This is a genomic window from Caldisericia bacterium (assembly GCA_030018355.1).
Classification (GTDB): domain Bacteria; phylum Caldisericota; class Caldisericia; order B22-G15; family B22-G15; genus JAAYUH01.
The window spans coordinates 112798-126196 of sequence record JASEFN010000001.1; the positions used below are offsets into that span (position 1 = coordinate 112798).

Genomic DNA, 13399 nt, shown 5'->3' on the forward strand with positions numbered 1-13399 from the left:
ATCACTCTACCCCCTCTTTTACTTTAAATTCTCCAAGAGGATAGTATGGAATTAATTCATTTTCAATTCTTTCAAGTGCCTTAAGTGGTGTCATATGCCACTGAACAGGACATGCTGATAAAAATTCTACAAGAGAGAATCCTATTTCTTTAAGTTGAGCATTAAATGCTTTTTTCAAAAATTTTTTTGCCTGAGTTATTCTTGTAGGTTTATTTACTGCTGCTCTTGCAATGTACGCAGCACCTTCAAGGTTTGATAAGAGTTCTGCAACTTTTATTGGATAACCAGAAACCTTTGGATCTCTTCCATAGGGTGATGTTGTTGTTTTCTGTCCAATAAGGGTTGTTGGTGCCATTTGTCCTCCAGTCATTCCATAATTTGTGTTATTTATAAACACAACTGTTATTTTTTCACCTCTTGCTGCTGCATGAACAATTTCTGCCATACCTATTGAAGCAAGATCACCATCTCCTTGATATGATAAAACAAAATTTTCTGGATTTGCTCTTTTAATACCTGTTGCCATTGCTGGTGCTCTTCCATGTGCTGCTACACATGAATCAACTTTAAAATATTCATAGCCTAAAACAGAACAACCAATTGGCCAAACAATAATTGTTTTTTCAAGTAAATTCATTTCATCAATAAGTTCTGCAATTAATTTATGTATTATTCCATGATGGCAACCAGGACAGTAGTGAGTAACTTTCTTCTCAAGAGAATCTGGATATTTATAAATTGTTTTAACTTCCATTTTATCCTACCTCCTTCATTTTCTTTTCAAAAAATTCCTTTATCTCAACTGTTGTTGGAACAACTCCTCCTGTTCTTCCATAGAAAAAGGTTGGTTTCCTATCTAAAATAGAAAGACGAGTATCTTCCAACATCTGACCTAAACTCATTTCAACATTTATGAAAAATTTTGCTTGATCAACAAATTTTCTTAATTCTTCATATGGAAAAGGCCACAATGTTATTGGTCTAAAAAGACCAACTTTAATTCCTTTTTCTCTTTCTTCATCAACAACTGTTTTTATAATTCTTCCAACAGTACCATAAGCAACAAAAATATACTCTGCATCTATTAATTTATACTCTTCCCACATCTTTTCATTCTTTTCAATCTCATCATATTTTTTCTTAAGTTCCAAATTCATCTGTTCAAGTTTTTCAGGATCAAGATTAAATGAAACAATTGTGTTTTTCTTCCTTCCTTTTGCACCAGTTAAAGCCCAAGGTTTTTCAGGAAGAGAGTTAGGATCTATATCATAATTAAATTCAACAGCCTCCATCATTTGACCAAGAACACCATCCAAAAGAAGTTCAACAACAGTTCTATATTTATCTGCAATTTCAAATGCTTTAGGAACAAGATCAACTATCTCTTGTACTGATGAAGGTGCAATTACAACAACTTTATAATCACCATGTCCTCCACCTTTTGTTGCTTGAAAATAATCAGATTGTGCAGGCGAAATTCCTCCTAAACCTGGTCCTCCTCTCACTACATTTGCAACTACAACAGGAACATTAGAACATGCAATATAAGAAATGCCTTCCTGCATTAGAGAAAATCCCGGAGAAGATGTTGAAGTAAAAACTCTTTTTCCAGCACATGCAGTTCCATAAACCATATTTATTGCAGCAACTTCACTTTCTGCTTGAAGGTAAAGACCACCAACTAAAGGAAGTTTTCTTGCAAAATATTCAGGTGTTTCATTTTGTGGAGTTATAGGATATCCATAAAAAAATCTACATCCAGATCTAATTACTGCTTCTGCCAACGCTTCTGCACCTTTCATAAAAACTCTTTCGCTCATTTCTTAACCTCCTCTTTAATTCTAAATACCTCAATTGCACCTTCTGGACAAACTTGAGCACATATTCCACACATAATACAACCATCTTCATTTACTAGTTTTGCAGGATGAAAACCTCTTGAATTAAATTTAGTAAGATCACTTTCCAATACATGAGTTGGGCAAAAATTAATACAGTAAAGGCACTCTTTGCAAAACTCTTCATTAATTAAAACCTTTGTGATTTTATCCATAATACCTCCTCTTAATCTACCTCATATGGGTATCTTATAAAAATTTTTACAGGCAAAATTAATTTTTTTAAATTTTCATCTTCAATTTTATCAATCAAATCTTCTTTAACTCCCACATATTTTATTGGTATTTTTATCTTTTCTGAAATTTTTTTTGCAATTAAATATCCCTCTATTATATTTTCAACTTTTGTCTCAAATCTCAAATTTGTGTTTGAAACTAAGCCTGTAATTGAAAAACCAGAGGCAATTTCTATATCTTTAATGTTTTTTTCAATATCTTTTAAAGTTCTTGTAAAAGGTCTATAAACATTTAAAACATAAAATATATCATAATCAAAATCTTTTATTTCAGGAAATTGTCTTAAAACAAAAGTTGAATTTTCGCCACCTCCTATATCATAAATACAAATTTTATTCTCTTCATAAATACATCTTTTTGAAGCATGAACTATAAGTGGAAGATCAGATTTTGAAATTTCTTTTGGAGGAGCAACAATATTTACTCCAAATTTCTCAACTTTATCTTTTAAATCTCTTAATCTTATATATGGTTTATAAATATCTAAATCAATAATATCTATACTTTTGCCATCTTTTCTTATATTTATTCCAAAATTTATTGATATTTCTGTTTTTCCGCTTCCAATCTCTCCGATGAAAATATTTATCTTTTTAATTCCATCTATTCCATCACTCATAAATCTTTGGTTCCTCTTCTTTTCTTAAAACTCTCAACGCTCCAAGGGCTAAAGCCTCCATCTCATCTTCACCAGGATAAATTAAAACTTTTCCAAGAAAACTCACTCTCTCTTTAATTAAATTTGTAAGCATTTCAGAATAGGCAATACCACCTGTTAAAACTATCGCATCAATTTCACCCTTTAAAACTGCTGCCATCTCACCAATTGTTTTTGAAACTTGATAAGCCATTGCTTCATAAACAAGTTTTGCATAACTATCTCCTTCTTCAATTCTTTTCTCTACTTCTCTTGCGTCATTTGTTCCAAGATGCGAAACAAGACCACCCTCACCTGCTAATTTCTTTTTCATCTCTTCAAAAGTGTATTTTCCACTAAAGCAAAGTTCAACTAAATCTTGAGTTGGAAGTCCACCTGCTCTTTCTGGTGCAAATGGTCCATCTCCATTTAGAGCATTATTTACATCAACAACTCTTCCTTTTCTATGTGCTCCAATTGAAATTCCACCACCAAGATGTACAACAATTAAATTAACTTCCTCATATTTTTTTCTGAGATCACGGGCTGCTCTTCTTGCAACTGCCTTTTGGTTTAGTGCATGAAAAATACTTTTTCTTTCTATTCCCTTTAAACCAGAAATTCTTGCAATATCATCCATTTCATCAACAACAACTGGATCAACTATAAAAGCAGGAATTCCTAATGGTTTTGCAATTTCATAAGCAATTATTGCTCCAAGATTACTTGCATGTTCTCCTCTCTTTGCCTCTTTAAGATCTTCTATCATTTGTTCATTAACTAAATAAGTTCCACTTTTAAGAGGTTTAACAAGCCCGCCCCTTCCAACAACACATGACAAAGTTTTAGGATCTATATTTTTATTTTTAAGAAACTCTAAAACACTATTTTTTCTAAATTCATATTGATCAAAAATTCTTTTAAACTTTTTTAACTCTCCTGAATTATGTCTTAAAACTTCAATAAAAAGAGGTTTTTCTCCTTCAAAAATTCCTATTTTTGTTGAAGTTGAGCCAGGATTAATAACAAGGATTCTCTCCATGCATTTCCTCCATATATTTCAAGGGGCCCATCTACAGGGCCCCTTTTTAGGTTTTATACCCATCCTCTTAATTTCATTGCTTCAACTACTCTATTTATACTAACAGCACCTGCGGAAGTTCTCATATCTATTTTTTTCTCTTTATGCATCTCATATACATTCTTAAATGCATTTACCATTATTCTTTCGAGTCTCTCTAAAACTTCTTCTTCGCTCCAGTAATATCCATAATTATTTTGTACCCACTCAAAATAAGAAACTGTAACTCCTCCTGCATTTGCTAAAATATCTGGAAGCATAAGAATACCCTTTTTAACAATAACTTCATCTGCTTCTGGAGTTGTTGGTCCATTTGCAGCCTCAGCAATTATTTTTGTTTTAACCTCATTAACATTTTCTGTTGTTATCTGATTTTCAAGAGCAGCAGGAACAAGAATATCACATGGAACTGTTAATGGATCTTTAGGACCAATCTCTTTTGTACCAGGATAACCTACAACACTTCCTGTCTTTTGTTTATATTCAAACACTTTATCTGGATCAATACCATCTTCACAATATATTCCACCTTTTGAATCACTCACTGCAATAATCTTTGCACCATCCTCATAAAGAAGTTTTGCAGCAAAATATCCAGCATTTCCATATCCTTGAATTGAAACTGTTGCTCCTTTAAGTGATAAACCAATTGCTTTCGCTCCTTCTCTAATTGTGTAAAGTGTTCCCATTGCAGTTGCCATATTTCTTCCTAAAGAGCCACCTAAAAGAATTGGCTTTCCTGTAATAACTCCAAAAACATTATGACCTTTTAATTTTGAATATTCGTCCATCATCCATGCCATAATTTGAGGATTTGTATATACATCAGGAGCAGGAATATCTTTTTCAGGGCCAATTATATGTGCTATTGCATCAATATAACCTCTTGATAATCTCTCTAACTCACCCTCACTCATCTCTTTGGGATTACATCTGACTCCTCCCTTTCCGCCACCATAAGGAATTCCAACAACACCACATTTAAGAGTCATCCAGATAGATAAAGCAATAACTTCATCCATTGTTGTTTCAGGATGAAAACGAATTCCACCTTTTGTTGGTCCTAAAGCATCATTATGTTGTGATCTCCATCCCAAAAAAGTTCTTACACTTCCGTCATCCATTCTAACTGGAATTGAAACTTGTAGAACTCTTTTTGGCCACTTTAAAACTTCAATTAACTCTTTTGAAAGATTAAGCACTTCTCCTACTTTTTCGATCTGCTCCTGAGCAATTTTAAATGGGTTTAATGTTAACTCTTTCTCCATAAACACTCCTCCTTATTTATTTAATTTCTGATACTAAACAACCCAATGCTATTGAATAAAATTTTGACTCTTTTGTATCTGATCTTGATGGTAAAATAACAGGTGCTTTTGCACCAATTACAACACCTGCACTAACTCCATCAGAAAGATAGTTTAAAATCTTAAAGAAAATGTTTCCTGCTTCGATATTTGGTACAATAAAAACATCTGCATCACCTGCAACATCTGATTTTATTCCTTTAACATCGGCAGCCCATTTTGAAATAGCATTATCAAAAGCAAGAGGCCCATCAACAATTGCTCCTTTGATTTGGCCTCTTTTAGCCATCATTGTAATAAGTGCTGCATCAAGAGTTGATGGCATATCTGGATTTACAATCTCAATTGCAGAAAGAAGTGCAACTTTTGGCATATCAATTTTTAATGCTTTTGCAACAATTAAAGCGTTTTTTAAAATTTCGACCTTCTGCTCAAGTGTTGGAGCAATAACCATGCCTCCATCACTCATGATTATTAACTTTGGATATCTTGAACATTGTAAAACTCCAACATGAGATAGAAGTTTTTCTTTCCTAATACCTTTTTCTTTATCAAGAACTGCATGAAGAAGTTCAGGTGTTTTTACTAAACCTTTCATAACTAAATCTGCTCTTCCATCTCTAATATATGAAATTGAGAGTTCAATTGCTTTAAAGTAATCTTTCTCATCAACTATTTCTGCTTGTAATTCTATGTTCTCTTTCTCGAGAAATTTATTGATCTCCTCTTTGCTACCAATTAATATTGGTTCAATAATTCCCTCGTCTTTTGCAAATTTAATTGCTTTTAAATCTTCGGCTTCATATGGATTTGCAATTGTTAATCTTTTTTTACCAAGTTTTTTAACTTCAACTAATAATTCGTTGAAATTTTTAATCACTTTAAACCTCCTTTAATACTCCTTTGGCTTTTCTTCTCCTCTCAATACACTCAATGCACCAAAACATAGTGCTTCTTGCTCCATCTCACCTGGAAATACAAAAATCTTTGAAATGAAAGAAACTCTTTCTTTTATTAAATTTGTTAACCTTTCAGACTTTGATGCGCCTCCAGTTAGAATTATTTCATCCACTTTTCCCTTTAAAACAACAGCACACGCTCCTATATCTTTTGAAATTTGGTATGCCATTGCCTCATAAATTAATTTTGCATAAGAATTTCCTTCATCAATCATTCTCTCAACTTCTTTTAAATCATTTGTACCAAGATATGACACAATTCCGCCCTCTCCCATTAAAAGTTTTTTGATTTTCTCTTTTGTGTATTTACCACTATAACACATTTCAACAATATCAATTGATGGAAGACCGCCTGGTCTTTCTGGAGAAAATGGTCCAGATGAACTTGGATCATTAACATCAACTGCTCTTCCCGCCTCAAATGCAACAACAGAAATACCCCCACCAATATGAGCAACAATGAAATTGAAATCAGTAATCTTTCCGCCTAACATTTCTGCCCTTTTCTTTGCAACATATCTTGTGTTCAAAGCATGAAATCTAGATTTTCTTTGAATCTCTTTTAATCCACAAATTCTTGCAATACTAGGAAATTCATCAACAACAACTGGATCAACTATAAAAGCAGGAATTCCTAATGGTTTTGCAATTTCATAAGCAATAGGTGCTCCTAAGTTTGATGCATGTTCAATTTGAGCATTTTTTAAATCCTCAATCATTTTTTCATTTATAATGTAGGTTCCTGCAGGGATTGGTCTTAGTACCCCACCTCTACCTACAACTGCAGAAAGTTCTTTTTCATCTATTAAATTTTCTTTTAAAAACTCCAAAACTGCCATTTTTCTAAATTCATATTGATCAAAAATTCTTTGAAACTTTTTTAACTCTTCAATTGAATGTTCAATTTTTTTTGTTTTAACTTCCCTCTCATCTTCAAAATATGAAACTTTTGTTGAGGTTGAGCCAGGATTTATAACAAGAATTTTATACACCCTTTACCTCCTTTCCTTTAATTAAAAGTTCTTTTGCATGATTTATTGCACTTTCTGTTATTTCAATTCCTCCTAACATTCTTGCAATTTCATAAACTCTCTCATCCTCTGAAAGGACTCTTGCTATAAGATAAGTTCTTTCATTTATTACATTTTTTGAAAGCACTATATGATGATCACCTAAACTTGCAATTTGTGGAAGATGAGTTATTGATATAACTTGTACATTTTTTGAGAGTTCAAGAAGTTTCCTTCCAACCATCTCACCAACTCTACCACCTATACCCTGATCTATTTCATCAAAAACAATACAAGGCATTTCATCTAATTTTCCAAAAATTGTTCTTAATGCAAGCATAACTCTTGAGAGTTCACCGCCTGATGCAATTTTAATTAATGGTTTTTCAGATTCACCTGGATTTGGAGAAATATAAAATTCAACTGATTCAAAACCAAACTCATTGGGTTCTAATTTTTTACCATCAAAGAAAATGCCTTCCTCACTCTCCTTTTCAAAAAATTTGATAAAAAATTTTGCTTTTTCCATTGCAAGAGATGAAAGTTCATGTTCAATAAGTTCTTTAAGTTTAAGTGATGCATCTTCTCTTTCTTTTCTCAAAATTTTTCCAATTTCAACTAATTCTTTTTCTATCTCTTCAAATTCACTTTTGAGTTCTTCAAGCCGCTCAAAACTTGTATCTATATTTTTTAATTCTTCTTTCGAAGTTTCAAGGAAATTTAAAATATCCTTGACACTTTTTCCATATTTTCTCTTTAAATCTTCATATGTTTTTAATCTACTCTCAATAAAATCTAAATCTTCAGGAGAAAAATCAATTTCACTTTTTCTTTTCTTAATCTCTTGAGAAAGTTCACTTATTTTAACCTCAATTTCCTCTATTTCTTTTTTGAAATTCTCAGCAAAGGAATCTATTTTTGAAATCTCACTTAACTTTTTTTCAATTAAAACTATTCTATCAATAATGCTTAAATCGCTACTTTCGCCTTCAATTAGATTATATGACTCACTATACACTTCTTTTAATTTTGACACATTTTTTAATATTTCTCTCTTTTTTGTTAATTCTTCTTCTTCCTCTTCGCTTATTTTCGCTTTTTCAATTTCGTTTATAACATAACTTAAATAATCCTTTCTTCTTTCTCTTTCCTCTTTTTTATTTATTATTTCTTCAATTTCTTTTTTTAAATTTTTTGCTTTTTCAAGTTTTGCTCTAAAGATTTCTCTTTTCTTTAAAAAATCTTCTCCTATAAATCTATCTAAAAGTTCTAAATGTTTTGACTTATCAAGAAGAGATTGTGGTTCATGTTGGCCATGAATATCAATTAGTTTTTCACCAATTTCTCTATAAATTGAAAATGGAACAACCATTCCATTTATTTTTAATTTCTGTTTTCCATCACGTGTTATTTCTCTTTGAAAAAATAAAATATCTTCATCAATTCCTTTTTCAATTAAAAAATTTTTAATTTTTTGGTTTCCACTAATATCAAAAGTTGTAGTTAAATAAACTTTATCCTCACCCTCCCTAAACATTTCTTTGGAAAATTTATTTCCTAATGCTACTCCAAGTGCTGTTATTAAAATTGATTTGCCCACCCCCGTTTCACCTGTAATTACATTTAAACCCTTATCGAATTCGATCGATAAGTCCTCAATAATTGCAAAATTTTTAACGGTAAGATTTTTAAGCATTCAATTTTATTTTATCAAATTTTTGAATATTTAGTAGTTTTATTAATCCATATATCTTCCACCATTAACATCAATAACTTCGCCATGTACAAAATCATTTTCAATTAAATAAATTATTGTATGAGCAATCTCATATGGTGTTGCTATTCTTTTTAATGGAGTTAACTCACTCAATCTTTTCTTCACATCTTCACTTACAAGTTCTGTATCAACAGGTCCTGGTGCAATTGCATTTACATTAATTTTTCTTGGAGCAAGTTCACTTGCAAGTGCAAATGTAAAACCAATAATACCTGCTTTACTTGCAGCATAATGGGGTCCTATTGTTCCACCCATTTTACCAGCAATTGATGAAAGATTTATAATTTTACCACCATCTGGAATAAAAGGAAGTGCCTCTTTTGTAACAAGAAACATACTTTTTAAATTTACATCTATAATTTCATCCCATTCTTCTTCACTTATTTCAAGAAGTTTCGTATGAGGTGGTGCAATTCCAGCATTGTTAACAAGAATATCTATTTTTCCAAATTTATCAACAAAATCTTTTATAATTTTTTTAACATCATGAGATTTACTAACATCTCCTTGTAATAAAATTCCATTCACACCAAAACTTTCACAAATTTCCAAAACTTTTTCTGCTTCATCTCTTCTTGATCTAAAATTAATCCCAACATTTCCTCCTCTTTTCGCTATTTCAATTGCAGCCTCTCTTCCGATTCCTCTGCTACCTCCAGTAATCAAAGCACATTTTCCCTTTATTTCCATATTGACCTCCTTTATCAAATCAATTAAAATTATAATACTCATAAAACAAAAAGGAGAATATTATGAACCAAAAAATAAGTTTAATCATAGATTTTCTTTTAAACTATCTACAGGGAAAGAAAAAAGCAATTGAACTTTCTCTCATAACTTTACTTTCAAATGGACATCTATTAATTGAAGATTTACCAGGTTTAGGTAAAACAACACTTGCAATAGGGCTTGCAAAAACACTTGGACTCTCTTTTGGAAGAGTGCAAGCAACTTCTGATCTTCTTCCATCAGACATAACAGGACTCTCTGTTTTTAACAAAAATACAGGAGAATTTGAGTTTCATCCTGGGCCAATTTTTAATAATATTCTTCTTGTTGATGAAATAAACAGAGCAACACCAAAAACTCAATCTGCACTTCTTGAGGCAATGGCAGAAAGACAAGTAACTATTGATGGAAAAACATATGATCTTCCTAAACCATTTTTTGTAATAGCAACACAAAATCCATATGAACTATTTGGAACATTTCCTCTACCTGAATCACAACTTGATAGATTTATGATGAAAATTTCTTTAGGTTATCCTCAAAAAGAAGAATTAAGAGAAATTTTAAGAATTGGAAGTACAAGAGAAGAAATAATTAAAATAAACCCAATATTATCAAAAGAAGAAATACTAAAAATTCAAGATTTTATAAAAATTGGAATTTATATATCAAGTAAAGTTATAGATTATATTATTGATATAGTTGAGGCAACAAAAAGGAGTAAATTTTTATATTCAGGAATTTCAACAAGAGGCTCTCTTTCTCTTCTTCTTGCAGCAAAGGCAAATGCTTTTATAAAAGGAAGAGACTATGTAATACCTGAAGATGTAAAAGAACTTATTGAATACATTATTCCTCATAGGGTTCTCTTTAAAGAAGAGTATGAAAATATAAACAAAAAGGAGATTATAAAATCAATAATAGAAGAAGTACCTACCCCAGTGTAATTAAAATCACTGGGTCAGGTTATTTTTATATTTTAATTACAATATTTTTAGGTGTATCAGCAATTAATACAGGAAATAATCTACTTTTTTTAATTACTTCTTTTCTATTGAGTTTTATGGCAATTTCGGGTTTTTATGGAAGATATAATATTCAAAACCTAGATTTTGATATTGAAATTCCTCAGGAAATTTATGCGAAAAAGGAGACTCCTTTTATAATTAAACTGATAAATAAGAAAAAATTTCCCTCATTTTTAATAAAATTAAAAATATTTGATAAAGTAATTCTATTTCCATATTTTGAAAAAACTATTTCAAAAAGTGAGATCTTTTTATTTCAAAAAAGAGGTCTTTATAAAATAAAAGATATTCAAATCTCATCTCCTTTTCCATTTAATTTTTTTGTTAGATTTTATAATTTTAAAAAAGAAGTAGAGTTTTTTGTTTTTCCAGAACCAAAAAGATTTTTATTTTATGAAGATCTATCTAATCAAAAAGAAAAAAACGGAGAATATGAATCTCAAATTAAAAGTGGATATGATGGAGATATAAAATCAATAAAAGATTATATTGACGGAACTCCAAAAAAGTATATAGATTGGAAAAGTAGTGCAAAAACAGGTTCACTCAAAATAAAGGAATTTGATTCACTCTTAAATAAACCAGTTATAATTGAATTTGATAAAATCAGAATAAAAAATATTGAAGATAAAATATCTTTTATAACTTTTCTTATAATTGATAATTATAAAAAAGGTGTTCCGGTTGGATTAAAAATAAAAGATAAACTTTTTAAACCAGAATTTTCATACACACATAAATTAAATTTATTAATGGAACTTGCTCTATATGAATAGAATTGAGATTAAAAAAGTTTTAAACATATTAACATATTTAATTGGATTTGAAATGTTTATTTTCTCTTTTAAAAATATCTCTTATCCATATTTTTTAATTTCATCTTTTATTTTTTTAATTTCAATATATAGAGATTTTATAAAATATTTTAGATTAAATAGAGTTCTATTAAATATAGTTGCAATAATTTTTATAATTCTCATTTTTTTAAGAGTAACACTACAAGACATAATAACTCCAGCGCTTGAATCTCTAATTGTTCTTCTTTCAATTAAATTTTTAGAAGATAAAGAGAAAAGAGACTATCTTCAAATTTTTCTCATATCAATTTTAATATTTACTGGTGCAACAATTTTTTCTTTTGAAATATCATTTCTTGTTTTCTTTTTAATTTTTATTCTATTAATAAACTTTTCAATAATATTTTTGACATATTATTCTGAAGATAAAAATCTTAAACTTAAAACAAATGAAGTGATAAAAATAGTAAAGAAAGCAATTTTAATACCAATTATTGCTCTTCCATTTTCAGCAATTTTATTTTTTGGTCTCCCAAGATCTCCAAATCCGCTTTTCTCATTCTTTGGATCAACATTAACAGCAAAAACTGGTTTTTCTGAAACAGTAAAACTTGGAACTGTTTCAGAAATTCAAGAGGATGATTCAGTTATATTTAGAGTTTCAACTGAAAAGTTAAATGACTCTGAACTATATTTTAGGGGAATTACATTGAATTATTATGAAAATAATGAATGGAGTTATGTTAGGGGTTTTGAGAATACAAAAAATATTGAAATAACAGGTAAATTAGTTGAACAGACAATTTATCTTGAACCGTATGGCGGAAATTATCTTTTTTCTTTAGATAAACCTATTGCAATTTATTCATTTTTAAGATATGAAACTGAAGGGTTAAATTTTAAAACAAGAGAGATAATTTCAAATAAGGTTAAATATGAAGCAAAATCAATTATTTCAGATGTTATTTATGAAAAAGGAATTGATAAAAATTTTTACACACAACTTCCAAAAAATCTTTCAAATAAATTTTATGAACTTGCCAAAAGTTTCAATGGAAATGAAGAATTAGAGGTCATTAAAAATGTTCAAAATTATTTTTTAAGTGGGGAATTTAAATATAATTTAAAAAATTTACCAGTTTCAGAAAACCCTATTGAAGATTTTCTTTTTAAAACAAAAGAAGGGAATTGCGAATATTTTGCAACCTCAATGGCTTTAATTTTAAGAGCACTTCAAATTCCATCAAGGGTTGTTGCAGGTTACAAAGGAGGGATTTATAATGAAATAGGAAAATATTATATTATAAAGCAATCTGACGCACATCTTTGGGTTGAAGCATACATTGATAATATTGGATGGATAAGACTTGATCCAACCCCATCATCTCAAAGAGATTTTGCCCTTTTAAAATCAAGAAAGATTTCCAAATTTAGAATTTTTCTCGACACAATAAATTATTACTATAATACTTTTGTCATAAATTATGATCTCGAAAAACAAATTGCATTACTTAATAAAATAAGAGATATAAGGTTTGATTTTAAATTAAAATTTAATTTGATAACACTTTTTAAAAATTTAAATTTATTCTTGATAGTGGCCTCGATGCTACTTGTTATCTTTTTATTAAAAGGATTTAAATTTGAAAGGATCCAATTTGAAGATAAAATAATAAAACTCTTTTATAAAAAATTAAAAAAACTTCACATAAAAAAAGAAAAATATGAGGGGCTTCATGAAGTGATGGAAAAAATTAAAGATGAAAGAATAAAATCTAAAATAAAAGAATTTATAATAAATTTTGAGGAATATTATTATAAGGATGAAAAATTTGATAAACTCATTTATTTAAAATTAAAAAGACTATTAAATGAGATTTAACTTAATAAGAAATGTTTAAAATTTTAAAATTTCTTGACAGAAATCATAATTGATTTA

The 13399-nt window shown here is 29.5% G+C and carries 13 protein-coding genes; 3 read left to right on the top strand and 10 right to left on the bottom strand.

Annotated elements, in window-relative coordinates; all coding sequences use genetic code 11:
- Position 1: 1 nt before the first annotated feature.
- Genes QMD25_00555 through QMD25_00600 form a run of 10 tightly spaced genes read right to left on the bottom strand, consistent with a single transcriptional unit; the run spans position 2 to position 9596 of the window.
- Entirely contained in the window at positions 2-754 is a 753-nt protein-coding gene (locus QMD25_00555; GenBank protein MDI6860495.1) for a thiamine pyrophosphate-dependent enzyme, read from the bottom strand.
- A gap of 1 nt (position 755) precedes the next feature.
- A complete protein-coding gene (locus QMD25_00560) occupies positions 756-1820 on the bottom strand; it encodes a 3-methyl-2-oxobutanoate dehydrogenase subunit VorB (GenBank protein MDI6860496.1) in 1065 nt (354 codons plus the stop codon).
- Positions 1817-2053 (bottom strand): 4Fe-4S binding protein, encoded by a 237-nt coding sequence (locus QMD25_00565; protein ID MDI6860497.1) that lies wholly within the window; start codon positions 2051-2053, stop codon positions 1817-1819. The genes QMD25_00560 and QMD25_00565 overlap by 4 nt, the downstream gene beginning before the upstream one ends.
- Positions 2054-2064: 11 nt before the next feature.
- Positions 2065-2754 carry a hypothetical protein gene (locus QMD25_00570; protein MDI6860498.1) on the bottom strand — a complete coding sequence of 230 codons (690 nt, stop codon included), beginning with the start codon at positions 2752-2754 and terminating at the stop codon, positions 2065-2067.
- Positions 2747-3814 (bottom strand): butyrate kinase, encoded by a 1068-nt coding sequence (buk, locus tag QMD25_00575; protein MDI6860499.1) that lies wholly within the window; start codon positions 3812-3814, stop codon positions 2747-2749. The genes QMD25_00570 and buk (QMD25_00575) overlap by 8 nt, the downstream gene beginning before the upstream one ends.
- Before the next feature lie 53 nt (positions 3815-3867).
- Entirely contained in the window at positions 3868-5121 is a 1254-nt protein-coding gene (locus QMD25_00580) for a Glu/Leu/Phe/Val dehydrogenase (protein MDI6860500.1), read from the bottom strand.
- A 16-nt stretch (positions 5122-5137) separates the two neighbouring features.
- On the bottom strand, positions 5138-6037 hold the full coding sequence (locus QMD25_00585; GenBank protein MDI6860501.1) for a bifunctional enoyl-CoA hydratase/phosphate acetyltransferase: 900 nt from the start codon (positions 6035-6037) through the stop codon (positions 5138-5140).
- Between the two features lie 15 nt (positions 6038-6052).
- Positions 6053-7111: a butyrate kinase gene (buk, locus tag QMD25_00590; GenBank protein MDI6860502.1), complete on the bottom strand. Its 1059-nt coding sequence runs from the start codon at positions 7109-7111 to the stop codon at positions 6053-6055.
- A complete protein-coding gene (recN, locus tag QMD25_00595) occupies positions 7104-8825 on the bottom strand; it encodes a DNA repair protein RecN (protein MDI6860503.1) in 1722 nt (573 codons plus the stop codon). The genes buk (QMD25_00590) and recN overlap by 8 nt, the downstream gene beginning before the upstream one ends.
- A 42-nt stretch (positions 8826-8867) precedes the next feature.
- Entirely contained in the window at positions 8868-9596 is a 729-nt protein-coding gene (locus QMD25_00600; GenBank protein MDI6860504.1) for a 3-oxoacyl-ACP reductase family protein, read from the bottom strand.
- Between the two features lie 62 nt (positions 9597-9658).
- Here QMD25_00600 and QMD25_00605 point away from each other — a divergent pair, with 62 nt between their 5' ends.
- From QMD25_00605 to QMD25_00615, 3 genes are all read left to right on the top strand, one after another.
- Entirely contained in the window at positions 9659-10582 is a 924-nt protein-coding gene (locus QMD25_00605) for a MoxR family ATPase (GenBank protein ID MDI6860505.1), read from the top strand.
- A 116-nt stretch (positions 10583-10698) separates the two neighbouring features.
- On the top strand, positions 10699-11439 hold the full coding sequence (locus QMD25_00610; GenBank protein MDI6860506.1) for a DUF58 domain-containing protein: 741 nt from the start codon (positions 10699-10701) through the stop codon (positions 11437-11439).
- Positions 11432-13342 (top strand): DUF3488 and transglutaminase-like domain-containing protein, encoded by a 1911-nt coding sequence (locus QMD25_00615; GenBank protein MDI6860507.1) that lies wholly within the window; start codon positions 11432-11434, stop codon positions 13340-13342. The genes QMD25_00610 and QMD25_00615 overlap by 8 nt, the downstream gene beginning before the upstream one ends.
- The last annotated feature ends 57 nt before the right edge of the window (positions 13343-13399 follow it).

Excerpts from the sequence above, each read along its gene's own strand:
- QMD25_00555 (MDI6860495.1), bottom strand. The coding sequence starts at position 754 with ATGGAAGTTAAAACAATTTATAAATATCCAGATTCTCTTGAGAAGAAA.
- QMD25_00560 (MDI6860496.1), bottom strand. The coding sequence starts at position 1,820 with ATGAGCGAAAGAGTTTTTATGAAAGGTGCAGAAGCGTTGGCAGAAGCA.
- QMD25_00565 (MDI6860497.1), bottom strand. The coding sequence starts at position 2,053 with ATGGATAAAATCACAAAGGTTTTAATTAATGAAGAGTTTTGCAAAGAG.
- QMD25_00570 (MDI6860498.1), bottom strand. The coding sequence starts at position 2,754 with ATGAGTGATGGAATAGATGGAATTAAAAAGATAAATATTTTCATCGGA.
- buk (MDI6860499.1), bottom strand. The coding sequence starts at position 3,814 with ATGGAGAGAATCCTTGTTATTAATCCTGGCTCAACTTCAACAAAAATA.
- QMD25_00580 (MDI6860500.1), bottom strand. The coding sequence starts at position 5,121 with ATGGAGAAAGAGTTAACATTAAACCCATTTAAAATTGCTCAGGAGCAG.
- recN (MDI6860503.1), bottom strand. The coding sequence starts at position 8,825 with ATGCTTAAAAATCTTACCGTTAAAAATTTTGCAATTATTGAGGACTTA.
- QMD25_00600 (MDI6860504.1), bottom strand. The coding sequence starts at position 9,596 with ATGGAAATAAAGGGAAAATGTGCTTTGATTACTGGAGGTAGCAGAGGA.
- QMD25_00605 (MDI6860505.1), top strand. The coding sequence starts at position 9,659 with ATGAACCAAAAAATAAGTTTAATCATAGATTTTCTTTTAAACTATCTA.
- QMD25_00610 (MDI6860506.1), top strand. The coding sequence starts at position 10,699 with ATGGCAATTTCGGGTTTTTATGGAAGATATAATATTCAAAACCTAGAT.
- QMD25_00615 (MDI6860507.1), top strand. The coding sequence starts at position 11,432 with ATGAATAGAATTGAGATTAAAAAAGTTTTAAACATATTAACATATTTA.